The 26,885-nt window shown below is 74.3% G+C and carries 26 protein-coding genes and 1 pseudogene; 12 read left to right on the top strand and 15 right to left on the bottom strand.

All coding sequences use genetic code 11. The annotated features are described in order from the left end of the window. The first annotated feature begins 5 nt into the window (after positions 1–5). Positions 6–950: a M56 family metallopeptidase gene (locus tag CCN29_RS01365; RefSeq protein WP_086679660.1), complete on the top strand. Its 945-nt coding sequence runs from the start codon at positions 6–8 to the stop codon at positions 948–950. 71 nt (positions 951–1,021) lie between these two features. On the opposite strand, the gene CCN29_RS01360 is transcribed toward CCN29_RS01365, so the two are convergent. Together CCN29_RS01360 and CCN29_RS01355 are read right to left on the bottom strand one after the other, a co-directional pair. Further along, positions 1,022–1,477, bottom strand: coding sequence for a tellurite resistance TerB family protein (locus CCN29_RS01360; RefSeq protein WP_006132265.1), 456 nt, complete (start codon positions 1,475–1,477; stop codon positions 1,022–1,024). A 136-nt stretch (positions 1,478–1,613) separates the two neighbouring features. Continuing rightward, on the bottom strand, positions 1,614–2,624 hold the full coding sequence (locus CCN29_RS01355; protein ID WP_442538201.1) for a sporulation protein: 1,011 nt from the start codon (positions 2,622–2,624) through the stop codon (positions 1,614–1,616). A gap of 331 nt (positions 2,625–2,955) precedes the next feature. Here CCN29_RS01355 and CCN29_RS01350 point away from each other — a divergent pair, with 331 nt between their 5' ends. Then, positions 2,956–3,660: an SDR family NAD(P)-dependent oxidoreductase gene (locus CCN29_RS01350; RefSeq protein WP_442538200.1), complete on the top strand. Its 705-nt coding sequence runs from the start codon at positions 2,956–2,958 to the stop codon at positions 3,658–3,660. A gap of 97 nt (positions 3,661–3,757) precedes the next feature. After that, a complete protein-coding gene (locus CCN29_RS01345) occupies positions 3,758–4,267 on the top strand; it encodes a DinB family protein (RefSeq protein ID WP_006132268.1) in 510 nt (169 codons plus the stop codon). A 27-nt stretch (positions 4,268–4,294) separates the two neighbouring features. Here the strand turns inward: CCN29_RS01345 and CCN29_RS01340 are convergent, their stop codons facing one another. Beyond that, positions 4,295–5,698 carry an APC family permease gene (locus CCN29_RS01340; protein WP_006132269.1) on the bottom strand — a complete coding sequence of 468 codons (1,404 nt, stop codon included), beginning with the start codon at positions 5,696–5,698 and terminating at the stop codon, positions 4,295–4,297. 198 nt (positions 5,699–5,896) lie between these two features. Here CCN29_RS01340 and CCN29_RS01335 point away from each other — a divergent pair, with 198 nt between their 5' ends. Both CCN29_RS01335 and CCN29_RS01330 read left to right on the top strand, forming a co-directional pair. Further along, positions 5,897–6,412, top strand: a complete 516-nt coding sequence (locus CCN29_RS01335) for a GNAT family N-acetyltransferase (protein WP_031061464.1) — start codon at positions 5,897–5,899, stop codon at positions 6,410–6,412. A 105-nt stretch (positions 6,413–6,517) separates the two neighbouring features. Further along, positions 6,518–7,009, top strand: a complete 492-nt coding sequence (locus tag CCN29_RS01330; RefSeq protein ID WP_006132271.1) for a hemerythrin domain-containing protein — start codon at positions 6,518–6,520, stop codon at positions 7,007–7,009. Between the two features lie 100 nt (positions 7,010–7,109). Here CCN29_RS01330 and CCN29_RS01325 read toward each other — a convergent pair whose 3' ends face one another. The 4 genes from CCN29_RS01325 to CCN29_RS01310 form a co-directional block, all read right to left on the bottom strand. Beyond that, positions 7,110–7,583: an SRPBCC family protein gene (locus CCN29_RS01325; RefSeq protein WP_006132272.1), complete on the bottom strand. Its 474-nt coding sequence runs from the start codon at positions 7,581–7,583 to the stop codon at positions 7,110–7,112. A gap of 122 nt (positions 7,584–7,705) precedes the next feature. Next, complete coding sequence (locus CCN29_RS01320; RefSeq protein ID WP_086679655.1) at positions 7,706–8,527, bottom strand: nucleotidyltransferase domain-containing protein; 822 nt, start codon at positions 8,525–8,527, stop codon at positions 7,706–7,708. A 90-nt stretch (positions 8,528–8,617) separates the two neighbouring features. Then, positions 8,618–9,457, bottom strand: a complete 840-nt coding sequence (locus tag CCN29_RS01315) for a patatin-like phospholipase family protein (RefSeq protein ID WP_006132274.1) — start codon at positions 9,455–9,457, stop codon at positions 8,618–8,620. Between the two features lie 127 nt (positions 9,458–9,584). Continuing rightward, on the bottom strand, positions 9,585–10,739 hold the full coding sequence (locus tag CCN29_RS01310) for a serine hydrolase domain-containing protein (protein ID WP_203350107.1): 1,155 nt from the start codon (positions 10,737–10,739) through the stop codon (positions 9,585–9,587). 27 nt (positions 10,740–10,766) lie between these two features. On the opposite strand from CCN29_RS01310, the pseudogene CCN29_RS01305 reads away from it, so the two are divergent. After that, positions 10,767–11,468: pseudogene (locus tag CCN29_RS01305) on the top strand (TetR/AcrR family transcriptional regulator). Positions 11,469–11,738: 270 nt separating this feature from the next. Here the strand turns inward: CCN29_RS01305 and CCN29_RS01295 are convergent. Both CCN29_RS01295 and CCN29_RS01290 read right to left on the bottom strand, forming a co-directional pair. Then, entirely contained in the window at positions 11,739–12,848 is a 1,110-nt protein-coding gene (locus CCN29_RS01295; protein ID WP_086679649.1) for a TrbL/VirB6 family protein, read from the bottom strand. A gap of 67 nt (positions 12,849–12,915) precedes the next feature. Further along, positions 12,916–15,234, bottom strand: coding sequence for an FdhF/YdeP family oxidoreductase (locus CCN29_RS01290; protein ID WP_006132277.1), 2,319 nt, complete (start codon positions 15,232–15,234; stop codon positions 12,916–12,918). Between the two features lie 182 nt (positions 15,235–15,416). On the opposite strand from CCN29_RS01290, the gene CCN29_RS01285 reads away from it, so the two are divergent. From CCN29_RS01285 to CCN29_RS01275, 3 genes are all read left to right on the top strand, one after another. Beyond that, the gene (locus CCN29_RS01285) at positions 15,417–16,349 is read left to right on the top strand and encodes a PhzF family phenazine biosynthesis isomerase (RefSeq protein ID WP_031019028.1); all 933 of its coding nucleotides are present in this window, start codon (positions 15,417–15,419) and stop codon (positions 16,347–16,349) included. 92 nt (positions 16,350–16,441) lie between these two features. After that, positions 16,442–16,975 (top strand): SRPBCC family protein, encoded by a 534-nt coding sequence (locus tag CCN29_RS01280; protein ID WP_031061445.1) that lies wholly within the window; start codon positions 16,442–16,444, stop codon positions 16,973–16,975. Positions 16,976–17,132: 157 nt separating this feature from the next. Continuing rightward, positions 17,133–18,050, top strand: a complete 918-nt coding sequence (locus tag CCN29_RS01275; protein ID WP_442538199.1) for a hemerythrin domain-containing protein — start codon at positions 17,133–17,135, stop codon at positions 18,048–18,050. Here the strand turns inward: CCN29_RS01275 and CCN29_RS01270 are convergent. From CCN29_RS01270 to CCN29_RS01255, 4 genes are all read right to left on the bottom strand, one after another. Further along, positions 17,992–18,702, bottom strand: a complete 711-nt coding sequence (locus CCN29_RS01270; RefSeq protein ID WP_086679646.1) for a phosphodiesterase — start codon at positions 18,700–18,702, stop codon at positions 17,992–17,994. The two genes, CCN29_RS01275 and CCN29_RS01270, sit on opposite strands and share 59 nt — an antisense overlap. Continuing rightward, on the bottom strand, positions 18,699–19,658 hold the full coding sequence (locus CCN29_RS01265) for a Rieske (2Fe-2S) protein (RefSeq protein ID WP_086679643.1): 960 nt from the start codon (positions 19,656–19,658) through the stop codon (positions 18,699–18,701). Before CCN29_RS01265 ends, CCN29_RS01270 begins: the two co-directional genes overlap by 4 nt. Before the next feature lie 80 nt (positions 19,659–19,738). After that, positions 19,739–20,809: a sulfite oxidase gene (locus CCN29_RS01260; protein ID WP_086679640.1), complete on the bottom strand. Its 1,071-nt coding sequence runs from the start codon at positions 20,807–20,809 to the stop codon at positions 19,739–19,741. A gap of 78 nt (positions 20,810–20,887) precedes the next feature. Next, positions 20,888–21,739 (bottom strand): phytanoyl-CoA dioxygenase family protein, encoded by an 852-nt coding sequence (locus CCN29_RS01255; protein WP_086679637.1) that lies wholly within the window; start codon positions 21,737–21,739, stop codon positions 20,888–20,890. A gap of 165 nt (positions 21,740–21,904) precedes the next feature. Between CCN29_RS01255 and CCN29_RS01250 the strand changes: the two genes are divergently transcribed. Together CCN29_RS01250 and CCN29_RS01245 are read left to right on the top strand one after the other, a co-directional pair. Next, positions 21,905–22,918 carry a LacI family DNA-binding transcriptional regulator gene (locus CCN29_RS01250; RefSeq protein ID WP_086679634.1) on the top strand — a complete coding sequence of 338 codons (1,014 nt, stop codon included), beginning with the start codon at positions 21,905–21,907 and terminating at the stop codon, positions 22,916–22,918. A gap of 212 nt (positions 22,919–23,130) precedes the next feature. Continuing rightward, entirely contained in the window at positions 23,131–24,648 is a 1,518-nt protein-coding gene (locus CCN29_RS01245; protein WP_006130914.1) for an MFS transporter, read from the top strand. Between the two features lie 12 nt (positions 24,649–24,660). Here CCN29_RS01245 and CCN29_RS01240 read toward each other — a convergent pair whose 3' ends face one another. Continuing rightward, the gene (locus tag CCN29_RS01240) at positions 24,661–25,710 is read right to left on the bottom strand and encodes a zinc-binding dehydrogenase (RefSeq protein ID WP_086679632.1); all 1,050 of its coding nucleotides are present in this window, start codon (positions 25,708–25,710) and stop codon (positions 24,661–24,663) included. Positions 25,711–25,800: 90 nt separating this feature from the next. Here CCN29_RS01240 and CCN29_RS01235 point away from each other — a divergent pair, with 90 nt between their 5' ends. Continuing rightward, the gene (locus CCN29_RS01235; protein WP_086679629.1) at positions 25,801–26,379 is read left to right on the top strand and encodes a TetR/AcrR family transcriptional regulator; all 579 of its coding nucleotides are present in this window, start codon (positions 25,801–25,803) and stop codon (positions 26,377–26,379) included. Between the two features lie 10 nt (positions 26,380–26,389). Here the strand turns inward: CCN29_RS01235 and CCN29_RS01230 are convergent, their stop codons facing one another. Continuing rightward, positions 26,390–26,857 (bottom strand): universal stress protein, encoded by a 468-nt coding sequence (locus CCN29_RS01230; RefSeq protein ID WP_086679626.1) that lies wholly within the window; start codon positions 26,855–26,857, stop codon positions 26,390–26,392. Positions 26,858–26,885 lie beyond the last annotated feature (28 nt).

Genomic DNA, 26,885 nt, shown 5'->3' with positions numbered 1-26,885 from the left:
GCCTCATGGGGGTCTTCGTCTTCCTTCCGCTGGTGCTGCCGCTGACGGCGTGGCCGATCGCGCGCCTGGCCGAGCAGCACCTGCATCCGCGGACCGCGACGCGGCTGCTGACCTGGGTGGCCGCGGTGATGGCGGTGTGCAGCACGCTCTGCCTCGCCCTGGTGATGGTGGTGGGCACCGCGCAGCTGCCCGGCAATCCGCTGCCCGACGGCTGGTCGGACCCGGAGGTGCGGGCGGCGGTGCCCTACGACGAGGTGGCGGGCAAGGCGGCGATTCCCGCGCTGTTCGCCGTGCTGGCCGTGTGCGGCCGGACGTGGTGGCGGCAGGCACGGGTGCGCCGCCGGGCCCATCGGGCCCTGGCGGGGCTGCGGGACACGGAGGTGGCCGTCCTGCCGGACGGCGTCCCGTACGCGTACGCGCTGCCGGGCGGCGGCCGGCGGGGCCGTGTGGTGGTCACGACGGGTCTGCTGGCGTGTCTGGAACCGGCCGAGCGGCGGGCGCTGTTCGCCCATGAGCGGGCGCATCTGGCCGCCCGGCACCACCGGTTCCTGCTCGCGGTGCGCCTGGCCGCGCAGGCCAACCCGTTCCTGCGTCCGCTGCGCACGGCGGTGTCGTACACGACGGAGCGGTGGGCGGACGAGGACGCGGCGCGGACGGTCGGCAGCCGCCGTACCGTGGCCCGGGCGATCGGCAAGGCGGCGCTGGTGTCCCCGGGCGCCCCGGCCGCCGCGCCGGCGGGTCTGGCCGGTCTGGCCGCGGCGGGCCCGGTGCCGCGCCGGGTGGCCGCGCTGCTCGGGCCCGCGCCGGCGGTGCGTTCGTGGCCCTCGCTGTTCACGGCGGTGGGCGTCGCTGCCTGGGGTGCGGCCACGGGGGCCGTCGTGTCGGCGATGTCGTCCGCGAACTCGGCGGTGACGATGGTGCTCATCCTGCACGCCGCCACACCGTTGTGACCGTGCGCGCGTGACATGCCCGGAGGGCCGGCCCCGTGCGGGTGCCGGCCCTCCGTGCGTCGCGCGGTCGGTCAGAGGTCGAACTCGTGGGGCGGCAGGTCCAGCGCGTAGCACGCCTCGCGGACCACAGCCCGCTCGTCCGCGTCGAAGTCGCCGTCGGCGCCGCCGATGACGATGCCGATCTGGATCACGGCCCGCGCCTCGGCGGGCTTCTTCTTCGCCTTGGCGATCTCCTGGAGGATGCTCACCTTGCCGAAGTCGAAGTCGGTGGTGAGCTTGTTCAGGTTGTCCTCGAAGCGGCGGCGCAGGTCGTCGGCGGGGAAGTTCTGCAGCACCTCGTTGGTGGCGATGAGCTGGGCGACGCGCTGACGCTCGGCGGGGTCGACGGTGCCGTCGGCGGCGGCGACCAGCGCGCACATCGCCATGCTCGCGTCCCGGAAGGCGCCGCTCTTCAGGTCGTTCTTCTTCGCCATGAGCTGGGTCTGCATCGACGATGCGGACTCCTTGAGGCGGTCCCACAGGGCCATGAGAGCTCCGTACGTGTCGGGTGGGAGCCCGGACGGAAGGGGGTCGTCCGGGCTCCCTGTATTTCTACATCACTGTAGAAGTTACCAGGAGTGGACGGCTGACGCGATCAGCCGCGCCTCCCCGTACGGGCGGCCCTCAGTCCTCGCCCTCCTCCTCGTCGCCTTCGAAGAAGTCGCCGACCTCGTCGACGACTTCGGCCGCGACCATGCCGCCGACGACACCGACGGCCAGACCCGCCGCGCCCGCCGCGACGGCGGTGCCCACGCCCGGTCCGCTCCGGCGCTCGCCGCCGTGGTCGTGGTGACCGCCGTGGTCGTGGTGGTCGTGCACGGCGTACGGGGCGCCGTGACCGTGGACGACGCCCTGATGCCCGTACGCCGCGCGGTGCTCGGTCAACTGGCGCACCCACGCGTCCACTTCGGCGTTCCAGTCGCGCGTGTCGTGGTGGCCGACGGTGAAGCGGGTCAGCGCGTCGTGGCCGCCGGAGAAGAGGCCGCCGCGCTTGTCGGCCTCCAGGACCACCTCGATGCCGCCCGGGCCGGCCAGGAAGGTCACCTCGATCTCGTTGACCTGGTGGGCGTACTGGGGCGCCGGGGTGAGCTCGATCTCCTGGTAGAACGGCAGTTGCTGGCCGGTGCCGGCGATGTGGCCGTACTCGAGGTCCGCGGACCTGAAGCCGAAGCCGAGCTGTCCGAACGCCTCGAGGATCGCCTCCTGGACGGGCAGCGGGGCGATGGCCAGCGGGTCCAGGTCGCCCTTGTCCTTGGCGCCCGCCACCGCGAGTTCGGTGCGCACGCCGAGGACGATGCCGAGCTGCTGGCCGTGCAGTTCGGTGACCGGCGTCTCCCACGGCAGCGTCACCGAGAAGGGGACGCTGTGCCGCTGCCCCGCGGCGAGGCGGAAGCCGCCCCCGACGGTGAACCGTTCGAAGGCGACGACGCCCTCGCTCTCGCCCTCGGCGTGCTCGGCCTCGACCCGGGCCACCAGCTCCAGGGTGAGGTGCTCGATGTCGAAGTCGGCCTGCCCGCCCTCGAGATGGACCTGGCCGGTCAGTGCGCCGCCGGGCCGGGCCGGGCCGGGGTCGAGGACCGTGTCGACCGTGGGGCCGCCCACCCCGAGAGATCCGAGCAGTCGTTTGAACACCATGGTGGCGTCCACTCCTTTGTGCGTGCGTGCGTGTGTCCGGCCCGCGTCCGGCGGGCCGTTCTACAAACGCGTAGAAGCATAAGGCGCGGCCGGCCCGCGATCCGCGTGATCGGGAGGGGTTCGCCGGGAACGGCCGAAAACACCCAGGCGCACGGCGCGGGAGGATCGAGCAAGAGGCGAGGAGGATCGTTGTTTCCCGCCGGCCGGCCGCGCGATTGCCTGGAGGTGTCCCTTTCCGTAGGGAGCTCGCGGGCTCCGAGGCCTCAGGGAGGCACACCATGAAGGTTGCCGTCGTCACCGGCCCAGCTCGGGCATCGGGCGCAGTACGGCCGTGGAGATCGCGCGGCGGGGGTCGGGCGCCGTTCTGACCTGGAGCTCCAACGAGCAGGGCGCCAAGGAGACCGTCTGGGAGATCGAGCGGCTGGGCGGCACGGCGGTGGCGCTGCCGCTGGACATCGCCGACACGGCCGGATTCCCGGCCTTCCGCGAGGCCGTGGCCGGTGCGCTGCGCGGGACGTTCGGGCGGGACTCGTTCGACCAGCTGGTCAACAACGCGGGGTTCGCCGGGTCGGCGCTGATCGAGGACACCACCGAGCAGGCGTTCGATCGGCTGACCGCGGGGCTGTTCAAGGGCCCGTTCTTCCTGACGCAGACCCTGCTGCCGCTGCTCGCCGACGGCGCCGCGATCGTCAACGTGACCAGCAATTCGGCCCTCCCCCACGTGACCGAGCCGGGATACTCCGTGTACGCCTCCCTCAAGGGCGCCATGGCGGTTCTCACCCGGTACATGGCCAAGGAGTTCAGCACGCGCGGCATCCGCGTCAACGCCGTCGCCCCCGGCGCCACGCGCACCCGTTTCGCCGACGACGCCTTCGCCCGGCACCCCGGGATCGTCCCGGAGCTGGCGCGGCAGTTCGCGCTCGGGCGGATCGGCGAGCCCGACGACATCGGCCTGGCCGTCGCGGCGCTGGTGTCCGAGGAGGGGCGCTGGATCACCGGCCAGACCGTCGAGGTGTCGGGCGGCCACCACCTCTGACCCGGCCCGCACGAGGGTCCCGCACAGGGCCCCCGCCGGGTGCGCGTCGCGGGACGGGCATACTCGTACGCCCACGTACGCGAAGGAGTTCACCGCAGTGACGAGCGACAGCCGGGTCGGACCGCCCCTTTTCGGCAGCGAGCGCGAGACGCTGCGCGCCTTCCTCGACTACCACCGGGCGACTCTCGCCATGAAGTGCGAGGGGCTCGGCGACGATGAGCTGCGGCAGCGGTCGATGCCGCCGTCCACGCTGTCCCTGCTCGGGCTGGTGCGGCACATGGCCGAGGTGGAACGCGCCTGGTTCCGCCGGGTGTTCCAGGACAACGACGCGCCCATGGTCTGGTCGGACACGGTCGACTTCCAGGCCGCCTACGACGCCGACGCGTCGACCAGGCGGGAGGCGTTCACGGCGTGGGAGGCGGAGGTGGAGAACTCGCGCCGGATCGAGCGGGAGGCGTCCTCGCTCGACCAGGCCGGGCACCAGCCGAGGTGGGGCGAGGACGTGTCGCTGCGGATGGTCATGGTGCACGTCCTGCTGGAGTACGCCCGTCACAACGGGCACGCCGACTTCCTGCGCGAGGGCATCGACGGGACCGTGGGGGCCTGACCACGCGGGCCCGTCACCCGGCCACGGTCAGCCGGGCTGCGGGGCGTCCTCGTCCGCGCCCCGGTCCGCCGCCTCCTCCTCCCCCGCCCTCCGCGAGCGCCGGGCGACGCTGATCGCGGCCAGCACCGTGCCGACCGCCACGATCGCCAGGCCCCGCAGCCACACCGCCGCCTCGATCTGCGTGGCGAGCAGCACGCACGACGCGATGCCCAGCACCGGCAGGACGACCGGCGTGCGGAAGTGGTCGGCCCTCCCCGGGTCGCGGCGCAGCACCAGCACCGCGGTGTTGACCATGAGGAAGACGACGAGCAGCAGCAGGACCAGGGTGGACGCGAGGGTGGCGACGCTGCCGGTGAGGGCGAGGAGCATCGCCAGACCGGTGGTGACGGCGATGGCGGCCCAGGGGGTGCGGCGGCCCGGCAGGACCTTGGTCAGCGTGCCCGGCAGCAACCCGTCCTTCGCCATGCCGTAGGCGAGGCGGGAGGACATGATGCCGGTCAGCAGGGCGCCGTTGGCCACGGCGACGAGCGCGATCGCGCTGAACAGCTTGGGCGGCACGCCGCCCGCCTCCTTGACGACCTCCAGCAGCGGACCGCTGGATCCGGCCAGTTGGGCGGTGGGCACGGCGGCGGACGCGGCCAGGCCGACCAGCACGTACACGGCGCCTGCGGTGGCCAGCGCGCCGAACAGGGCGCGCGGGTAGGAGCGGCGCGGGTCGCGGGTCTCCTCGGCGACGTTCACGGAGGTCTCGAACCCGACGAACGAGTAGTACGCCAGCACGGAGCCGCTCAGCACGGCGGCCGCCGCGCCCTTCTCCGGCGTGCCGAGCTCGGTGAGGCGCCCCAGGTCGCCGTCGCCGCGCAGCAGCAGCCACGCGCCGAGCACGACGACGACGGCCAGGCCGCCCACCTCGACGACGGTGGCGACGACGTTGGCGCGGGTGGACTCCTTGATGCCGCGCGCGTTGACCAGCGCCAGCAGGCCCAGGAAGACCACGGCGACGAGCCCCACCGGCAGGGCGACGAAGGCCGACAGGTAGTCGCCGCCGAAGCCGCGGGCGAGGGCCGCCACCGAGACGATGCCGGCGGCGAGCATGCAGAACCCCGCGACGAACCCGGCGAACGGCCCGAAGGCGCGCGTCGCGTAGTGGGAGGCGCCGCCGGCCCGCGGGTACTTCGTCGCCAGCTCGGCGTACGAGGCGGCCGTCAGCAGCGCCAGCAGCAGGGCGACGACGAGCGGTACCCACACCGCTCCGCCGGCGTCGGCGGCGACCTGTCCGACCAGGACGTACACGCCGGCGCCGAGCACGTCGCCCAGGATGAAGAAGTACAGCAGCGGGGTCGTCAGCGCGCGCTGGAGAGCCGTCGGCTCCTGTCCTGCTCCCCGCGCGCCCGCCCGCGTCCCTGCCCTGTCACCGACTCGTCTCGCCATACGGCACCGTGTCCCCCGTACCGGCGAAAACACGCCCGCCGGTGTGACGGAGTCACCATGGTGCGTCCGGCTTCGGTCGTGGTGGATCGGTTCCCGCCCCCTCGTCAGTACGCGACCGGACGGGACGTCCGCGCGTGACAGGTCCCGCCGGGGCGCTCGACTCAGTAGGGTCCGTCCAGGCTCAGCGAGGAGGGCGCCGTGCGGTTGCGGGATGTGGTGGCGGACGACGTGGACGCGTACGTCCGGATGCGGTGCGACCCGGTGATGATGGCGGGACTGGGCGGCCCGCTGCCCCGGGAGGGCATGGCGGACAAGGTGCGCCGGGACGCCCGGGACGCGGCGGCGGACGTCGCGTGGATCAAGATGATCGTGCCGGACCCGGCCGCTCCCGAGGTCGTGGCCGGTTCGGTGACCATCTGGTCGCACGGCTCGGGCGACGGGCCCGTCGCGGAGATCGGCTGGATGGTCCTCCCCGAGTTCCAGGGCCGCGGCCTGGGCAAGCGCGCGACCCGGGTGCTGCTGGAGCGGGCCCGTGACGAGGACCGCTGGGGCGTGGTGCACGCGTTCCCGGCCACGGGCAACGGCGCCTCGAACGGCATCTGCCGCTCCCTGGGCTTCCGCTTCGTCGCGGAGCGGGAGGTGACCTTCGCGGGCCGGGTGCTGCGCAGCAACCACTGGGCGATCGATCCGCGCACCGATCTCACGCCGGGGTGACCGGCCGGCGGCCCTTCGGCGCTCCACGGAAACCGGGAGTACTCAGACCGGCGGGACGGGGCATGCGCTAGTCGCCGAGTCCGCTCAATGTAAGGAGTCAGTCCCATGCCGGAGACGTCGGACGTCGTCGAGCTCATCCTCCAGGACCACCGCCGCATGGAGGAGCTGTTCCGCCGGATGCGCAGTGTCGAGGACGACCGGGGCGCCGCGCTGCGCGAGTTCTCGGACCTGCTGGTCGCGCACGCGCTGGCCGAGGAGTCCAAGGTCTACCCCGCGCTGAAGCGGTACAAGAACATCGAGGACGACGAGGTCGAGCACGGCGAGGAGGAGCACGACGAGGGCAACCAGGCCCTGCTTGCCCTGCTCGAGGTGGAGGAGATCGGCGGCGACGAGTGGGACGAGAAGCTGGAGGAGCTCGTCGAGGCCGTCACGCACCACGCCGACGAGGAGGAGCGCACGATCCTCAACGGCGCCCGGGAGAACGTGGCGATGGAGCGCCGTGAGGAGCTGGGCAAGGCGTTCTGGGAGGAGCGGGGGCGGCAGCTCGCGTCCGGCTGCGGTTCGGTGGACAACGTCCGCAAGATCGTCGAGTCCTGACGCACGTCCGGTTCCGTACGGCCGTACGCCGCACGAAAGGCCGGCCCTCCCGCGTCCGCGGGGAGGGCCGGCCTTCGTACGTCCCGGGCCGGGCCCGGCCTCAGTGGCCGGCGGCCGGGTCCTCCGGGCGGATACGGCCGTGCCAGCCGCCCCCGCTGCCGCCGTTCTCGACGTACTCCTTGAAGCGGTGCAGGTCCCCCTTGACCCGGCGGTCGATGACGCCGAGGGCGTCCGCGCCCTTCTCGGCCATGCCGGTCGGCTCGACGTCCATGGTGAGTTCCACGCGGGTGTGCGTGTCGTCCAGCGGCTCGAACCGCACCGACCCGCGCTGCTGCGTCTCGCCCCCGACGGTCCGCCAGGTGACCCGGTCGTCGACGAGCTGGTCCACGATCTCGGTGTCGAACTCGCGCTTCACACCGGCGATCTTGGTGGTCCAGTGGTTGTGCCGGTCGTCGAGCTGGGTCACCTCCTCGACGCCCTCCATGAAACGCGGGAAGTCCTCGAACTGCGTCCACTGGTCGTAGGCCCGGCGGACGGGGACGTTCACGTCGACCGTTTCCTTGACCGTGCTCATGGATCCTCCTGGGTTCTGTGCGCGAAGGGCCGGCGTGCCGGGCACGCCGGGCCTCCTGTACGGGTCGTCGCGGCGACGGGTACCCGGAAGACCGCGCCTGAACAGTCCGAGTCGAAGCCGGCTCACTCCGCGGGGAGGCCGTCCAGTACGTCGGCGGCCAGCCGGCCGGCGGCGTCGAGCGCGGCCGTGACACGGTCCGGGGCGGCGTCGAGCGTGCCGAAGAGGGCCTGGGCGCGTGCGGTGAAACCGGCGGGGGCGCCGGGAAGGGCGCCCGCCGAGCGGACCGCGTCCTTCTCGTTGAGCACCCAGGCGCCGGCGTCGGCGTGCAGGGCGTGCACGAGGAGGCCGACCGCGCGGTGGAGGCAGCCGGCGACGTGGAAGGCGTCGCCGCGCGGGACGCCCTTGCGGGCGACGGCCAGGATGAACGGCGCCTCCCAACGCGCCTGCCCCACCAGGGCGTTGCGCAGCGGTCGGGGGTACCCGGAGCGGATCTCCTCCCGCAGTCCGGTCAGCTCGCCGGCAGGATCGGTGAGGATCCGGGCGAGGGCCACTTCGCCGGCGTAGGTGTGGGAGGAGAAGCCGTAGGGGTGACCGGCCTGGATGCCGGTCTCGACGTGTCCGTCCCGGCACTGCCGCCAGACGCGGCGGACGCGGTCGAGGTCGCGATAGATCCAGTCGACGGGGGTGCCGTCGACGGTCAGCCAGGCGCCGCCGTCCACCCAGGGTCCCCAGTCGCCCGGCTCGGTCACCTCCACCGCGTCCCCGGACAGCTCGGCGGCCAGCCGGCGCAGGGCCGCCGTGTCGAGCGGGGGCCGGTAGTACAGGCCCAGGTCGACGTCGGAGTCGGGACGGTGCGTGCCGCGGGCGCGGCTGCCGCCGAGGGCGACCGCGACGACTCCGTCGACCTGCTGGAGGCGGTGCGCGATGCGGGTGAGCTCGTCCATCGGGCCGAGTGTGCCGAACGGGGCCTGGAGGCGCGACCGCGTTTCCGTTCCGGCGCGGCCGTCAGCGGCCTCGGGGGCGCCTCGCGGCCGTCAGCGGCCCCATGTGTCGGCCACCTCGGCGGCGGCGCGGAGCGCCTGCTCGTACCCCGCGCGTGCCGCGGCAGGTCCGCGTGCCGTGTCGGCCATGTCGCGGCCCATCGCGCGGCGGGCGTCCCGGTCCGGGCTCAGCAGGACGACTCGCGCACCGTCCTCGGTCAGCCGCGCGGCCTGGTCGGCCGCGCTCGGGTGCGGACCCACCGCCCGCGGGATCGGCACGACGGCCAGTACCCGCCGACTGCCGCGCGCGAGCTGGAGGTTGGCGGTGGAGCGGCTGCCGCCGTCCATCCAGCGGCGGCCCGCCACGGTGACCGGGGGCCAGACGACGGGAACGGCGCAACTGGCCGCGACCGCTTCGACCAGCTTCACCCCGGAGCGCGCGTCGAACGCCTCCACCTCCCCGGTCCGGGCCTCGACGGCGGTGACGCGCAGCTCGCGCTCCGGCCAGTCGCGTGTCCCGCCGAGGAGCCGGCCCACCGTGTCGAACACGTCCGACTCGGGGCCGGTGCGGGCGCGCAGCGCCGTCCGGCCCAGCCGGGCGACCGAGCGTTCGGGGTCGCGGGAGCCGAGGGCCGCCCAGAGGAAGCGTGCCGTCCGGCGGGCGGTCACCGGCAGGCGGACGGCGTCGGCGCCGGACAGCTGACGCTCGTACAGTTCCGCGGCCGGGGTGCCGCGGCGCAGCCGTGCGCCGAAGACGGCGCCGGCGGAGGTGCCGATCAGGACGTCGGCGGTGTCGAGGTCGGTGCCCGTTTCGGTGAGACCGGCGAGCATCCCCGTCAGCCAGGCTCCGCCCACCGGCCCGCCGCCGCCCAGCACGAGTGTCCTGTCCAACATGGCTCGTCCTCTCCCCTGCCCACGCCCCGCCCACGGCAGAACCCCGAACGGGGAGTGCTCCCCGTTTCACCGGAACACCCTACCGCCGAACCGGGGAGCACTCCCCACTACCCTCGGGGAGTCGTCGTCACTTGCAGAACGCCGTGTCGACGGCGTCCATCACCGCCAGCGCCGTCTTCTCCTCGTCGCCGCCGAACGTCCCCGGCAGAGCGGTCACCGCCAGGCCGACCGAGCGGCCGTCGTCCGTGGCGCCGCCGCGGGTCTCGTAGCCGTCGATGTCTCCGCCGTGCCCCCAGTACACGCCGCCGCAGCTCAGCGGGACGCTGACGATGCCCAGCCCGTAGCGCCAGCCCGGCAGCACCGGGGCGTCGACCGTCGTGCGCATCTCCGCCAGCTGCTCGGGCGGCAGGAGCTCGCCGTCGAGCAGGGCGCGGGTGAAGCGGGCCAGGTCGCTCGGGGTGGAGATCAGCTGCCCGGCCGCGCCGCCCCAGGAGGGGTCCATCTCGGTCGCGTCGACCACCCGCTCGTCGTCGAGGCGCGCGAGGGCGTAGCCGTGCGGGTGCGGCCCGCGGATGCTCCGGTCGCCCGGCTGAGGCCAGTACGTGTGACGCAGATGCGCCTTGTTGATGACGCGTTCGGTGATCTCCTCCTGCACGGGGCGCCCGGTCACCCGCTCGACGATCAGTCCGGCGAGCAGGTAATTGGTGTTGCTGTACTCCCACTTGGCGCCGGGCGCGAACTTCGCCGGGTGGGCCAGGGCGGCGGCGAGCAGGTCGTGCGGGTGGAAGAAGCGGTTCTGGACCTTCTCGAAGTGCTCCAGCCCTATGTGCTCGGTGTAGTTGGGCAGTCCGCTGGTGTGCTGGAGCAGGTGCCGGACGGTGATCCGGTTCGCGTCGATGCCCTCGCCGCGCACGAGTCCGGGGAGGTAGCGCTCGACGGGCGCGTCCAGCCGGACCTTGCCCTCGGCGACCAGTTGCAGCACCACGACGGCGGTGAAGGTCTTGGTGTTGCTGCCCGCCCGGACCTGCCCGTCGTGCGGGACCGGCACCTTGCGGCCGAGCCGCGAGGAGCCGGAGACCAGCGAGGCCGTGCGGCCGTCCTCGCTGGTCCAGGCGAGCGCCGCGGGGAAGCTCTCCTCCTCGACGAGCCGGTCGAGGCTGCGCTGGAGGGGCGAGCGCGCGGGCGGGTCCGCCTCGGCGGCGCCCGTGACCGTGGTGCTCAGCAGGCCTGTGGCCGCGACGACGAGCAGACTTCCGCGCAGGACGGACTTCTTGTTCTTCAACACCGGAATTCCTTCTCCGTGGACCGAATGGATCATGTGGATCAGCACGAAGAACGATGCCGGTGCCGGTACCGCCGAGTCAGTGCGGCAGGCCCCCGAGTCGAGGTACCCCCAGCACTACCGACGGCCGGGGGCGGGCGAACGGGGGCCGGTCCACGGGGATTCGACGCCGAGGAAGCGCTGGAGACGGCCATGCTCGTCTTCTGGAAGCACGGCTACGAGGGGGCGAGCCTCGCCACCCTGACGCAGGCGATGGGCATCTCCACCACCAGCATGTACGCGGCCTTCGGCAACAAGGAGGAGCTGTTCCGCTAGGCGCTGGAGCGCTACACGGAGGGCCCCGGCGGCTACCTCATCCGTGCCCTCGAGGAGCCGACCGCCCATGAGGTCGCCACCGCGATCCTCACGGGGACCGTGCGGACCACCACCCGCCCGACGCCTCCCCGGGGATGTCTGGGCGTGCAGGCCGCCCTGAGCACCAGCGACGGCGGGCAGGCCGTGCGCGACCTGCTCGCCGCCTGGCGCAACGACGGCTGCGGCAGCGTGCGCGAACGCTTCGAACGGGCCGTCGCCGAAGGCGACCTGCCGCCCGGCGCCGACCCGGCCCTGCTCGCCCGCTACGTCACCACCCTGGCCTTCGGCATCGCCGTCCAGGCCGCGAGCGGGATCGGCCGGGAGGAACTCCAGGCCATGGCGGACGCGGCGCTGCGCACCTGGCCGCTCACCTGAACCCGAAGGGCCTGCGCGGCCCGGTCAGTCGGGCGGAGGCTCCCTCAGACCCGTCTCCAGGCGGTAGTCGACGGTGACCTCGTGGTAGTCCACGTCCGGCTCGACCGCGTCCGGGAGGTGCGTGCGCTCGCTCCGGCTGACCGACGTGCGCTCGCCCGTGCCCGGGAAGCGGACGGAGGTGCGGGGTGCGGCGGTGAAGCGGAGGCGGTCGGCGTGGACCGTCGTGTGGAAGGCGATGTCCCGCGGGTCGTCGCTGCCGGCGTCACGCGTTCACGGTGGTTCCCCGGGTTCCGCGGCGGGCGCGCGCCGCCGGGCCGGCCTCGGGGGCAACGTGCCGTCCTCGCCGCGGACCCGGCGTCCGCGGGTGGCGCCCTCGGCCGCCGTGCGCTTCTTGGCGGCCGACCTGGTCGCCTTGCGGGCGGGCGCCGTCGCGCGTCCCGCCGTGTCCGTGACCTGCTGTCCGGCCGCCCCGGCGACGGTCTCCCCCGCTCCCTCGACGACCTGCCCCGTCTGCGCGCCGACGCCTCCGACGGTGCGTGCCACGCCCCCGCCCGCCGTTTCCACGGCCTGCCCCGCACCGCGTCCGACGTCCTCCGCGACCGCGCCGACCCCACCGCCCACGTCCTGGACGGCCTCCCCGGCGCCCGCGCCGACGTCCTGCACGGCCCCGCCGGCCCCGGCGCCGACGTCCCGTACGGCGCCCCCGGCGCCCGCGCCCACATCCCGCACCGCGCCTCCGGCGCCCCGGCCGACCTCCTCGACGGCTCCTCCCGCGCCCCGGCCCACATCCCGTACCGCGCCGCCCGCACCCGCGCCGACGTCCTGGACGGCCTGTCCGGCGCCCGCGCCGACCGCGCCCACCGCTTCACGGGCTCCGCCGCCGACGTCCCGCACGGCGGCGCTCACGCCCCGGGCCAGTTCGGTGAGGATCTCCGGGTTGCGGTCCACGGTGGTGAGCACCCGGTTGACGATCACCGCCACGTTGTCGAGGCGCACCCTGAGCTGCGCCTGGGCCTCCACGCCGGAGATGCCCAGGTGCACCCGGCCGAGGGAGACGTCCGCGCCGACGCTGAGCTTCAGCAGGTCGAGCACCTCGGCCTGGAGCGACACATGGGCGCGGAGGTCCTCGACGTCCAGGTCGATCTTGTCGACCTTCAGCAGCGGGACGTCCAGGAAGACGTCCGTGTCGGTGGGCGCGGCCGGAGCCCGGGGGACGGTCGTCCCCTCGTCGCCCGCCTCGTACGCTTCCTCGATCCCGGCCGCGTCGGTCTCGGGGCCGTCGTGCTCGGTGTCGTCGTACTCGGTGTCGTCGTACTCGGTGTCGTAAGGCTCGGTGTCCTGAGCCTCGGTGTCATCGGCGTTGTCGGCGTTGTCGCCCATCACCGCACCTCCCGGGTCGCCTGCCCCCTGCTTCCCATCCTGGGGTGCGGGGCGCGCCGCCGCACGGTCAGCCGGGGACCTCGGCCGGAGCCGGCCGGGGCGCGTGCTCCAGGCGGACGACGACGCTCTTCGAGGCCGGCTGGTTGCTGCCGTCGGCGACGCTGTCAAGGGGCACCAGGACGTTGGTCTCCGGGTAGTAGGCGGCCGCCGTCCCGGCCTTCGTCGGGTAGGCGACGATCGTGAACCCGTCGGCGCGCCGTTCCGAGCCGTCCTTCCACACCCCGACGAGGTCGACCCGGTCCCCGTCGGCGAGACCCAGCTCGGTGAGGTCGTCGGGGTTGACGAGGACGACGCGCCTGCTGCCGTGAATGCCCCGGTAGCGGTCGTTGTCCGTGTACGGCACGGTGTTCCACTGGTCGTGGGAGCGCAGCGTCTGGAGCAGCAGGTGCCCGTCGGGGACGCTGGGCGCCTCGTGCTCGTTGCGGGTGAACCGCGCCTTGGCGGTCTCGGTGTGGAACACGCCCTCGTTGACGGCGTTCGGGAGCCGGATGCCGCCGGGGCGCACCACGCGCCGGTTGAAGTCGTGCAGCCCCGGCACGATGCGGGAGATGCGGTCGCGGATCTCGCCGTAGTCCGACTCGAACAGGCCCCAGGGGATGTCGGGGCCGCGTCCCGCGAGGGTGCGGTGGGCGAGGCGGCAGAGGATGGCGACCTCGCTGAGCAGCACCGTGGAGGCCGGCTTGAGGCGTCCGCGTGAGGTGTGCACCTCGCTCATCGAGTTCTCCACGGTGACGAACTGCTCGCCGCCGGACTGCACGTCCCGTTCGGTGCGGCCGAGGGTCGGCAGGATCAGCGCGGTACGGCCGCAGACGGTGTGCGTCCGGTTGAGCTTGGTGGAGATGTGCGCGGTGAGCCGGCAAGCGCGCATGGCCTCCTCGGTGACCATGCTGTCGGGTGCGGCGCGCACGAAGTTGCCGGCGAGGGAGAGGAAGAACTTCACGCGGCCCTCGAGCATCGCGCGGATCGCGTTGACCGAGTCGAGTCCGTGGTGGCGCGGCGGGTCGAAGCCGAACTCCTCCTGGAGGGAGTCGAGGAAGGAGTCCGGCATCTTCTCCCAGATGCCCATGGTCCGGTCACCCTGCACGTTGCTGTGTCCGCGCACCGGGCAGGCTCCGGCGCCCGCCCGGCCCAGGTTGCCGCGCAGCATGAGGAAGTTGACGAATTCGCGGATGGTGGGCACGGCGTGCTTGTGCTGGGTGATGCCCATCGCCCAGCAGACGATGACGCGTTCGGAGCGCAGCACCTCGTCGCGGACCTGCTCGATCTCCTGGCGGGTGAGCCCGGTCGCGGCGGTGATGTCGTCCCAGTCGACGGAGCGGATGTGCCGGGCGAACGCCTCGAACCCGTCGGTGTTCTCGCGGATGAAGTCGTGGTCGAGGACGGTGCCGGGGCGGGCGTCCTCGGCCTCCAGGAGCAGCCGGTTGAGGCCCTGGAACAGGGCGAGGTCGCCGCCGACGCGGATGTGCAGGAACCGGTCGGCGATCGGGGTGCCGCGGCCGATGATGCCGCGCGGCTTCTGGGGGTTCTTGAACCGCAGCAGCCCGGCCTCGGGCAGCGGGTTGACCGCGACGATGCGGGCGCCGTTGCGCTTGGCCTCCTCCAGCGCGGACAGCTGGCGGGGGTGGTTGGAGCCGGGGTTCTGTCCCACGACGAAGATCAGGTCGGCGTGGTGCATGTCCTCCAGGCTGACCGTGCCCTTGCCGGTGCCGAGGGTCTCGTGCAGGGCGTGACCGCTGGACTCGTGGCACAGGTTGCTGCAGTCGGGGAGATTGTTGGTGCCGAAGGCGCGGGCGAACAGCTGGAGGACGAAGGCGGCCTCGTTGCTGGCGCGACCCGAGGTGTAGAAGACGGCCTCGTCGGGCGAGTCCAGCAGGTTGAGTTCCTGGGCGAGCAGTCCGAAGGCGTCGTGCCAGCTGATCGGCTCGTAGTGGTCGGAGTCGGGCCGCTTGACCATCGGTTCGGTGAGCCGGCCCTGGTCGTTGAGCCACTTGTCGGAGCGGCGGGCGAGCTCGGACACCGGGTGCTCGCGGAAGAAGTCGCGGCCGATGCGGCGGGTGGTCGCCTCGTCGTTGATGTGCTTGGCGCCGTTCTCGCAGTACTCGTTGCGGTGCCGGTGTCCGGGGGCCGGGTCCGCCCAGGCGCAGCCGGGGCAGTCGATCCCGCCGACCTGGTTCATCGTCAGCAGCGTCTGCCCGGTGCGCACGGGGGTGGTCTGGTCGAGGGAGTACTCCAGCGCGTGCAGCACCGCGGGCGCTCCAGTGGCCCACTTCTTGGGCGGTGTCACGGTGAGCCGTTCCTGGGAACCGTCGTCGGGCCGCTCGGGCATGGACTCTCCTTCACCGGACACGCGGACGCCCTCCAGTCTCACGCTCCCGGTGGGTGGCGGCCACATGATCTTCCGCCGATGGGGTGGCCCCGGCCGCCACGCGGCCAGGAGGAAGCGCGGGGAGCGGGTTCCCTCTCCTCGGCCGGGGGAACATCACGATCTCCGCTCGTGTTGTCGGCCATATGACAACCACCGCTTCACGGCCCGAGGTGCTGCGCTACACCGCCTTCTCCACTGACCCCGCGGGCGGGAACCCCGCCGGTGTGGTGCTGGACGCCCGTGCGCTGGACGACGGGGAGATGCTGGCCGTCGCCGCGGACCTCGGATACTCGGAGTCCGCCTTCCTGACCGGCCCGCCGGAGGGCCTGGACGACACCGAGGGGCGGGTCGGGCCCGAGGGACTGGACGCGCCCGAGGGACTGGACGGCCCCGAGGGGCGGACGTACCGCATCCGCTACTTCAGTCCGAAGGCCGAGGTGCCGTTCTGCGGGCACGCGACCGTGGCGGCGGCCGTGGCGCTCGCCGAGCGGCTGGGCCCGGGACCGCTGCTCTTCGCGACGCAGGCCGGTCCGGTGCCGGTGGACGTGACGGCGGAGGACGACGGCACGGTGCGGGCCACGCTCACCAGCGTCGAGCCGTACGTCGAGGAGGTCGCCGACGCCGACCTGGCGGAGGCGCTGGCCGCGCTGGACTGGCCGGCCGCCGACCTCGACCCGGCCTTCCCGCCGCGCATCGCCTACGCGGGCGCCCGCCATCTGGTGCTGGCGGCGGCGACCCGCGCCCGACTGGCGGACCTCGCCTACGACTTCGCGCGTCTCGAGGCGCTGATGCACCGCCTGGACCTGACCACCGTGCAGCTGGTGTGGCGGGAGTCGCCGACGCTCTTCCATGTGCGGGACCCGTTCCCCGTGGGCGGGGTCGTCGAGGATCCGGCGACCGGGGCGGCGGCCGCGGCGTTCGGCGGGTACGCCCGTGAGCTGGGCCTGGTTCCCGAGGACGTCGTCCTCACGCTGCGTCAGGGCGAGGACCTGGGGCGTCCCGGCGAGCTCACGGTGGCCCTGCGGGCGGGCGACCCCCGGGTGCGGGTCAGCGGAGCGGGCGTGCGCATCGGGTGACGGTGTGGGCGGGGGGCTGGCGCGCGGGGACGCGTGGTAGCGGTGCGGCATGCGGGGCACACTGAGGAGAAACCCGAACGACAGGTGGGGCCATGCCGTCAGCAGCCGCGCAGTCCGTCGAAGAGGCGATCGAGGTCGCCGTTCCCGTGCACACCGCCTACAACCAGTGGACCCAGTTCAAGACCTTCCCGCGCTTCATGCGCTGGGTGAGGGGCGTCGAGCAGCTCCGCCCGAACCTCACCCGGTGGGAGGTCGGCACCGGCTGGGCGACCTGGACGTTCCTGGCGGAGGTCGTCGAACAGCGTCCCGACGAGCTGATCGCGTGGCAGGGTCTCGGCCGCTGGGCCGGGCACCGGGGCGAGGTGCGGTTCCGCGCCCTCGCCCCGGACCGTACGGAGATCGTGGTGAGCCTGCGGTCCGTGACCCGGCCGTCCCGGCGGCACCTGGCGCACCGGACGCCGCTGACGCCGCGGCTGGTGCGGTCCGAGCTGGCCCGCTTCCGGCAGTTCATCGAAGGGGTGGGCCAGGAATGCGGCGCCTGGCGCGGCGTCATCCGCAACGGGCAGGTGCGGCCCCAGGAGGAGAAGCCGGCGAGGAGCCGGGTGGCGGGCTGGCCGGTCGGCTGACCCGCGGGCGCCGGAGGGTCCGCACCGCGAAAAGGCCCGCGCAGGGCTGCGCGGTCCGCTCCGTCCGGGGAACCCGGCGCTCGGAACCGACCCGAGGAGCCACCATGAGCACCCCCTACGACAGCCGCCGGGACACGAACGCGCGCGGAGGACGGCCGTGACCGCGCCCGCCGTGTCGATCTCCGGACTGGACGCCGACGCGCTCGGCGGCGACGACAGCATCCTGATGCGCCAGCGCCGGGACCACGCACGGCTCGACGCCATGATGAACCGCTACCTGTCCGAGGACCTCCCCCCGGGCGAACCGGACGCCGTGTGGTCGGACATCGTCCAGCTGGTGTTCAGCCACGCCTTCGCCGAGGAGACCGTGCTGTGGCCGCTGCTGCGGCACATCGCTCCCGACGGGGAGGAGCTGACCCGCCGGGTCGAGGAGGAGCACCAGGCGATCAACGAGCTGATCGCCCGGATCGAGCACTCCCCCGGCGACCCCCGGCGCGCGGAGTGGATCCGGCAGGCGTTCACGCTGATCCGGCAGGACATCCGCGACGAGGAGGACGAGCTGCTGCCGCGGCTGCGGACCGCGTTCGGCGACCGCAGGCTGCGGCGCGTCGGCGCGGCGTGGGAGGCCGTACGGGCGACGGCCCCGTCCCGGCCGCACCCCGGCGTTCCCCGGAGGCCGCCCGGAAACGCGGTACGGGGTGTCCCGCTCAGCGCGTTCGACCGGCTGCGGGACCTGGCGCCGGTCGGCGGCCCTGCCACTCGGCGCGCCGCCTCACCGCAGCGGGTGCGCTCGCGGCCGCCGGCACGGTCACCCTGGCCGTACGCGCAGCCCGCCGGCCCGGCTGAGACGGCCTCCGGCCTGACTGGGGCGGCGTCCGGCCTGGCTGAGACGGTGACCGGCCCGGCCGAGACGGCCACCGGCCCGGCCGAGACGGCCACCGGCCCGGCTGAGACGGCCTCCGGCCTGGCGGAGACGGTCAGGACGTCAGCGGCGGCGACAACCAGCAGGTCAGCGGTCAGGTGGCGCCGCGTCCCCGGCGGGAGCCGGCGTACGCGGCGTCGCGCAGCCGGTTGAGGCGCCCGGCCGGGCACAGGCCGGGCAGGCTGTGCGCGACGGGGTCGTACGACACCGTGGTCTCCGCGGGAGCGGGATGCACCGCTTCCAGGGTGAGGGACGCGAACGGCCGCCAGGGCTCACCGCTCGCGGCCGCGCACAGCCGGAACCGGACGGGACGGCAGGCGAGTTCCTGCCACAGCGTCGGCCGTGGCGTGTACGGCGGATCGAGCACCGGGAAGGCGGCGAGCACCCGCTCGCGCTCCCCCGTCCGGTACGTCAGCAGCGTCGAGTACGCGCCGGTGAGCGCGTCGGGGCGGAGCAGCGGCACGTGGCGGCCGAGGCGGCCCGTGCCGCTGGAGGTGAACAGCAGGTCGAGCGGCCGTTCCGGGCCGCCCGCGTGCTCGACGCGGACGGCGAGGCCGAGCGCGTCCGGCAGCCGCCGGGGCGTGCCGAGGGCGTGGGACCAGCGCACGATCGCCGGGTACGAGGCGTGCCGGTCCAGCCAGGGCACGCCCCACGCGGCGTCGCGGCCGGCGACGTGCAGGGTGCCGGAGCACAGCACGCCGGTGGGGTGCACGGCAGGGGCGTCCCGCCACCGGGCCACGCTCTCGGCGGCCCGGCGGGCGGTCTCCCGGACGCCCGCCATGGTCACCACGTCCCGCGCGGTCACTTCGACGGCCGGTGCCCGTCGGTGGACGTCCGTGCGAGTGCGTCGCTGCCGTACGGCGTCTCCGGTACGGCCTCCACCGGCAGGCGGACCTCGACGTGGCCGTCGACCACCCGTGTGTCGAACGCGGGCTGGGGAGCGGTGGCGGGGCCCTCGACGTTCCAGCCGTCGGAGAGCCGGAAGACGCTGCCGTGCCAGGGGCATTGCACGCAGCCGTCGGCGACCGTGCCCTCGGACAGCGGTCCCGCCAGGTGGCTGCACCGTTCGGCGAGGGCGTGGACCTCCCCGCCGGTCTCGCGCACCACCAGCACCGGCACGTCGTCCACGACGCACCGCACGGCCTCGCCCGCCGGGAACTCGTCGACGCCGCCGACACGGTGCCAGCCGTCGCTGACGACGTGCGGCACCTCCTCGGCGTGGTTGACGCCGGCCGCCTGCCGGTACGCCAGGTGCCCGCCGAGCAGGCCGCCGGCGCCGACCGCGGTCAGCCCGAGGTACCCGAGGGCGCGGCCCGCCCTGCCCCGGCCGGTGAGGCGCAGCACGAGGGAGGTGCCGTAGAGGCCGACGGCGGCCGTGTTGGCCACGGCGTGCACCAGGCCCACGCGCTGCTGTTCGCGGTGGAGTTCCGCCCAGTCGGTGAGGCCGGTCGCGGCGGCGGGGACGGCCCCGGCGAGCCCGAGGGCGACCAGGAGGTCCGCCTGCCGGGACCGGCCCGGCTTGAGGTCCAGCACGGCGGCGGACATCCAGCTGCCGATGGGCAGATGGATCGCCATCGGATGCACGGGGTGGCCGAGCCACGTGCCGTGCAGGATGTCCCGGACGCGTCCGAGCGGCAGCGCGCGGACGCGGCGGCCGAGCGCGTCGATCAGCTGGTCGCGGCCGGGATCGCGCTCCAGCGCGTCCAGCAGCCACAGCATCCGGTTCTGTCCGAGGAGGCGACGCCCAGGCTTGTTGTCCATGGGCGCTGAGTTTCCCCGCGCGCGGCGGGCAAACAGCGGCGCGGGGTGGCGCGCGGTGGCGCGCGGCCGGGGGGGGGCGGTCAGCGGACGCGCAGCAGCACGCGGGGCCAGGAGGTGGTGACGTAGCCCTTCGGGTTCCACACGGCGGCCGGGGACCGGGGCATGCCCGCGCCGGAGGAGTCCCAGGCGCGGGCCAGGACGTGCACGTCGCCGGCCGGCAGGTCGAGGGTGGTACGCCAGCGCTGCCACACCCCGGGACCGGAGGTCTCCTCGAGCGCGGCGCGGGACCAGGCGCGTCCGCCGTCCACGGACACCTCGACGCGGGCGACGGTACGGCCTTCGCCGGCGAGCGCGTACCCGGTGACCCGCACCGGGCCGCGCGGCACGACGTCGCCGTCGCGGGGGGTCAGGACGGCGCAGTCGAGCGGGAGCGGGCCGAGGGTGACGCCCTCCGGGGCGCTCGCGGTCGGCGGGAGGCGGTAGGCGGTGGCCTGGAACCAGCCGTCGGAGGGGGTGGAGCGCGCGGTGACGCGGGTGAGCCACTTGACGGAGCGGGCGCCGATCCAGCCGGGCACGACCACCCGCAGGGGCGCGCCGTGGACGGCGGGCAGCGGGGCGCCGTTCATCTCCCAGGCCAGCAGCACGTCCGGTGCGAGCGCCCGGTCACGGGGGACGGACACCTCGTACGGCTGGGGCGGGTCGGCGGACGGGGAGACGTCGGGGGCGTGGAACGCGATGTGGGCGGCGTCGGGGGCGAGACCGGCCCGGGCGAGGACGTCGGCGAGGCGCACCCCGCGGAACCGGGCGGTCGAGAGGGCGCCCGGTCCCCACGGCGTCTCGCCGGGGACGGCGCGGACGGCGGTCAGGTCGGCGCGCCGGTTGCCCGCGCACTGGAGGGTGACGGTCGCCTCGGCCGCGTCGAAGCCGGACCGCAGGCCGGCCAGGGTCAGCAGCAGCGGGCGCGTCACGAGGCCGTCGACGGTGAGCCGCCAGTCGGCCGGGCCGAGACGGGGCACCGGGCCGTGGTTGCGGGCGTAGAAGGTGTCGGCGGGTGTGACGGCGGTGCGGGCGAGCGCGGTCCCGGGCGGCTCCGCGTTGAACGGCTCCCGCCCGTGGACCACCATGTCGTCCCGCTTGCCCCACAGGCCCATGCTCGTGATTGTCCGCCTGTCCCCCGGGACATGCCCGCTGTCCAGGCACGCCCGGCCGGTGCGGGGTCCGGGACGGGCTCAGGCGTCGCCCATGACCAGGCCCTCGATGGTGTGCTTCTGCGTCACCGGCCGCAGCTCGTCGACGACCTCGCAGTCCAGGTGGCGCCGTACCCGCTCCGGCAAGCTGTCCCAGTAGGCGCGGGTGACGGCCGTGTCGTGCCGTTCGCCGTTGGTCGCCTCGGGTCCGTCGACGCCCAGCACGAGCACGGGCCGGGACGTCGCGGAGTGGTTGCGGGTGCCGCGGTGGATGGTCAGGGCCGAGCGCGCCGAGATGTCGCCGCGCCGCGGGTACTTGCGCACCGCCCGCTCCTCGTAGCGCGGGTAGTGCGAGCGGGGCGGGAACATGCCGTGTGCGAACTCGGGGCTGTCGTCCCACTGGGTGCCGGGGGCGATCTCGAAGGGGCCCATGTCCTCCTCGGTGTCGACCGCGGTCACGTTGAACGCCAGCGAGGTCAGCCGCCGCTCGGCCCGGGTCTCCTCGGGCATCGGGAAGTCGCGGTGCCACGGCTGGTTGACGGCGCCCTCCAGCGGCACGTCGAAGCCGACCTCGACGATGCGGTAGTCGGGGCCGAGGACCGCCGTGCAGACGGAGCGCACCCAGGGGTGGTCGGCGAGGTCGACGAAGCCGCGCAGCTGCTCGGGGTGGATCTCCACGTAGTAGCGGTGGGGCCCGCGGCCGACCGCGCCGCCGGGACGGCTGCGCGCCTCGTCGAAGGCGGCCTCGATGTCCTCGCGGAGCCGGTCGGCCCACTCGTGGGTGAACGCGCCTTTCCGGGCGGTGATGCCGTCCTCGTAGAGGGCCTCCACGTCGGCCGTGACGTCGACGTCGAGCGCGTCCGGGGTGACGCCGGGGTGGGTGTGCGGGCTCATGGGTGCCTCCTTGCGACGAACCGCCGGCCGGTGTCTGCCGGGCACCGGTCCGGCAGCCATCGTTGCATCGTTGATTTCAACGTGGCAATACCCTGGCGCGCATGGGCCTGCCGTCGATCGCGGGTGCGTGGCTCGCGGGCGGGCGGCGCATGCCACGATGTGCGGGTGAGCAGCAGCCTGAAGGACGTGGCGGCGCGCGCGGGGGTGTCGGCGCGCACGGTGTCGAACGTGGTCAACGGATCGGCCCGGGTGGCGCCGGAGACCCGCCGGCGGGTGCAGGAGGCGATCGACGAGCTGGGCTACCGCCCCAACCTCGCGGCGCGCAGCCTCCGGGCGGGCCGTACCGGCATCATCGGCCTGGCGATCCCGGAGCTGCACTCCCCCTACTTCGCCGAGCTGGCCGGGCTGCTCGTGGACGAGGCGCGCCGCCGGTCGTGGACGGTGGTCATCGACCAGACGCGGGGCGGCGCCGAGGCGGAGCGGCGTCTGCTGACCGGCGACGGCGGCCGGGTGATGGACGGCCTGATCATCAGCCCGTGGGCGCTGCCCGCCGAGGACATCACCGCGGCCGCCCGCCCGCTGCCCGTGGTGCTGCTCGGCGAGCGCAGTCCGCACGGGCTGGCGGACCGGGTGGCCGTGGACAACGTGGCCGCCGCCGACGAGGCCACGGCCCATCTGCTGTCCCTGGGCCGCCGCCGCGTCGCCGCGATCGGCCTCCAGCCCCATCTGCGCAACGGCACGGCGGAACTGCGCGCCGAGGGGTACCGTGCGGCGCTCCGGCGCGCCGGGATCGCCCCGCGTCCCGCGTGGGAACGCCCGGTGACGGCGCTGCACCGGAGCGACGGCGCCCGCGCGATGGCCGAACTGCTCGACGCCGGCGCCGAGCCGGACGCGGTGTTCGCGTTCAGCGACGAACTGGCGCTCGGCGCCCTGCACACGGCGCACGAGCGGGGGCTGCGGGTGCCGCAGGACGTGGCCGTCGTCGGGTTCGACGACATCGAGGACGGCCGGTTCAGTCACCCGACGCTCACCACCGTGTCCCCCGACAAGGGGCAGATCGCCGCGCGTGCGCTGCAGTGTCTCGCCGACCGCATCTACAGCCCGCGCCACGACCTGCCCGCCGCCGACCTCACGGTCCCGCACCGGCTGGTGGTACGCGGGAGCAGCGCCACGGTCTGACCCGGCCCCCTGAGGGGACGGCGGTACGCGCCGGTCGCCCGCCCTTTTGCGGCATGCCGGGTGTGCGCGGGGCCCGGGCGGGGAACATGTTCGCCCTGTTCGGGCGGCGCGCCCGGTCCGGGCCATGTGCCCTGTTCCGGCCGTACGCCCTGTTCGGGCCGTGCCCCCACGTCGGGCCGTGCCCCGTGTCGGGCCGTGCGAGAGGACTGCGTGTGACAGCGTCGGCGTCAGGGTCGGGTGACCGGCAGCCCGGGGCCCAGGGGGACGCGTACGAGCCGGACCCCCGCCGGTGGCGGGCGCTCTGGGTGACGCTGGTCGCCGGTTTCATGAGCCTGCTGGACGTCACGATCGTCGCGGTCGCGCTGCCCACCGTGCAGAGGGACCTGGGCGCCTCCCCCGCCGACGTGCAGTGGGTGGTGTCCGGGTACGCGCTGACGTTCGCGCTCGCCCTCGTGACGGCGGGCCGGCTGGGGGACGCGCTGGACCGGCGGAGGATCTTCCTCATCGCCCTGTGCGGCTTCGTGCTGTGCAGCGCGGCCTGCGGCGCGGCGCCCGGCATCACCCTGCTGGTCGTGGCGCGTCTCGCCCAGGGCCTGGCGGCGGGCTTCATGGCGCCGCAGAACTCGGCGCTGATCCAGCAGATGTTCCGGGGCGCCGAACGCGGCCGTGCGTTCGGCTACTTCGGCGCGACGGTCGGCATCTCCTCCGCGTCCGGGCCGATCGTCGGCGGCGCGATCCTCGCCCTGGCCGACGGCATGCAGGGCTGGCGCTGGATCTTCTACGTCAACGTGCCGATCGGCGTCCTCGCCGTGCTGCTGGGCCGCCGCCTGCTGCCGCGGACCCGGAAGTCGGGGCGGGGGCATGTGGACGTGCCGGGTGTGCTGCTGCTCGGCCTGGGCGTGCTCGCGTTCATGTATCCGCTGGTGCAGGCGGAGTCGGGCGGGCTGAGCCGGCTGTGGTGGCTGTTCCTCGCCGGCGCGGCGGTGCTCGCCGTGTTCGTGCGGCGGCAGCGCCGGCTGCTCGCCCGGGGGACGACGCCGCTGCTCGACCCGCGTCTGTTCTCCACCGTGCGCGGCTACGCCATCGGCGCGGGCGTCGGCACCCTGTACTTCATCGGCTTCAGCGGCGTCTGGCTGGTGTTCGCGCTGTTCTACCAGCGCGGTCTGCACTACTCCCCGCTGGAGTCGGGGCTCGCCGTGACGCCGTTCGCCATCGGCTCGGCGGGGGCCGCGGTGGTGTCGGGGCGGCTGGTCGACCGGTTCGGGCGGCTGCTCACCGTGTGGGGTCTCACGGGCGTGATCGTGGGCCTGGGCACGGCCGCCGTGCTGCTGCGGTTCGCGCCCCTGGACGTGGCGCCGTGGCTGGCCGCGCCGGCGCTGTTCGCCGGGGGCATCGGCGGCGGGTTCGTCGTGTCGCCCAACATCACGATGACGCTGCGGGACGTGCCGGTGCGGATGGCGGGCGCGGCGGGCGGGGCCCTCCAGACGGGGCAGCGGCTGGGCGCGGCGGTCGGTACGGCGGCCCTGCCGGGCCTCTTCTATCTGGTGCTCGGCCGCGGTGACGACTTCCAGGTGGCTCTGTTCGTCGCACTGTGCGCGGCCCTCGGGGCGATGCTGACGTCGCTGGCGCTGGCCGCGTACGACTGGCTGCGCGACCGTCGCAGGCGCGCGGCGCACGGGGAGTGCCCGGAGGAGGTCGCGAACAGCCCGGTGCATTCCCGGTCGCTCTGACACCCCGGACGGTCAGGCCACCGCCGGCGCCCCCGGGTGCAGGACGATCTTGCCGACGTGCTCCCTGCGGGCGAGTTCCTCCTGCGCCCGCGCCGCCTGCTCCAGCGGGTACGCGGCGGCGACGACCGGTGTGACGGCGGCCCGCCGGGCCATGTCCATCAGCAGGTCGAAGTGCGCCGGCGTGTGCATCGCCGAGCCGATCACCTGGGCGTTGTGGAGGTAGAGACGGCGTACGTCCAGGGTCACCTGGTACCCGCCGAGCGCCCCGGCGATCACCCAGCGTCCGCCCTCGCGCAGCAGCGGCACTCCGTCGCTCACCAGGCCCCCGGCGACGACGTCAAGCGCCACGTCGACGCCCTCGGGCGCGGCGGCGCGGAGGCCCGCGACGACGTCCCCCGCCCGGTCGACGACGGCGTGCGCGCCCGCCTGGCGCACGGCGTCGGTCTTCGGGCCGCTGCTGACGGCGACCACCCGGGCGCCCCGGGCGCGGGCGATCTGCACCGCCGCGAGCCCGACGCCGCCGGACGCGCCCGTCACCAGGACGGTCTCCCCCTCCCGCACCCGGCCGCGTTCGATCATGCCGAGCGCCGTGCCGTAGGCGGTGGGCAGGGAGGCGAGCTGGTCGTCGGTGAGCGGGGAGCCGGTGACGTCGTGCAGGCGCTCCAGCGGGGCGACGACGAACTCGGCGTAGCCGCCGTCGCGTTCGCTGCCCATCAGCCCCACCGGGTGGGCGTCGGGGCCGTCGCCGTCGTAGAGCGCCGGGTCGACCACCACGCGGCGGCCGACCAGCCCCGCGTCGCCGCCGGGACCCACGGCCTCGACCCGGCCGGCCACGTCGGCGCCCTGGATACGGGGAAAGGCGACGGGCCCGCGCCAGCCCGAGCGCGCCTCCGGGTCACCGGGGCGTCCGTAGGCGCCCTCGCGGGTCCACAGGTCGGTGTTGTTCAGGGCCACCGCCGCGACCCGTACCAATGCCTCGCCGGCCCCTGGGACGGGCACGGGCACGTCGGTCACCTCCAGCACCTCCGGTCCCCCGTGCCGTGTGATGCGCACCGCGCGCATGTGCTCGGACAAGACCCTCACCTCCTCGCGGATATACTGATCTGTATACTCCACATCTCACCGTACACCGATCAGTGAAGGTCCGTGCGCATGGACATCGGCAGTGACGCCCCTCCCCTGACGCCGGCCGGGCGTCGCATCGTCGACGCGGCCGAGGAGCTGTTCTACGAGCGCGGCATCACGGCGGTCGGCGTGGACCTGATCGCCGAGCACTCCGGCGTGACCAAGCGGACGCTGTACAACCGTTTCGGGTCGAAGGACAACCTCGTGGCGGCGTATCTCGCCGAGCGCGACCGGCGCTGGCGGTCGGCGGTCCGCGCGGCCGTGGACGCGAGCGACGGCGCCGAGGAGGCGGTCACCGCGCCGTTCGAGGCGCTGCGGAGCTGGACGACGACGTACACCCGGGGGTGCGCCTTCCTCAACGCCCTGGCCGAGCTGCCCGATCCGCGGCACCCCGGACACCGTGTCGCCGCGGAGCAGAAGCGGTGGCTGCTCGGCCTGTTCGAGGAGCTGGCCGCGGCGGCCGGCTGCCACGGACCGGCCACGCTCGCCACCCGGCTGTTCGTGCTGCACGAGGGCGCGGTGGCCACCGCGCCCCTGTCCCTCGGGACGGTCGCGGCGGCCGGGGATCTGGCGCGGGCGCTGGTGCGGGCGGCCGTGCGACGGTGAGCCGGAGCGCTCAGGCCTCCTCGCCGACACTGGTGACGGTGTCCTCCCGGACCACGACGACCGGACAGGCGGCGTGCTGCACGCAGTGCTGGGCGACGGAGCCGAGGAGGAGACCGGCGAAGCCGCCCAGGCCCCGGCTGCCCACCACGAGCAGGGACGCGTCACGCGCCGCGCGCAGCAGCACACTGGCCGGCGTTCCGTACCGCACCTCCGTGCGCACGTCCGCCGACGGGTGTGCGCCCAGCGTCTCCTCGACGCACGGGGTCAGGTCCTCGCGCGCCCTGGCCTCCAGGGCCTCCTCGTCACCGCTCGACGGGGGCAGCCAGCCCAGCGCGCCGTGGTACTGCGGGTAGTCCCAGGAGGTCAGCGCCGGCACCGTCCCTCCGGTGAGCGCGGCCTGGCGGGCCGCCCAGCGCAGCGCCTGGCGCAAGGACGGCGAGCCGTCCACCCCGACCACGATGCGGTCCTGATCGTCCACGGTCTCTCCTCACGCTCGGCGGGCCGGG

The organism is Streptomyces pseudogriseolus (assembly GCA_002154585.1).
Lineage (GTDB): Bacteria > Actinomycetota > Actinomycetes > Streptomycetales > Streptomycetaceae > Streptomyces > Streptomyces pseudogriseolus.
Note: the sequence above shows the minus strand (reverse complement) of the source record. Positions and strands in the feature narration are given on the sequence as shown.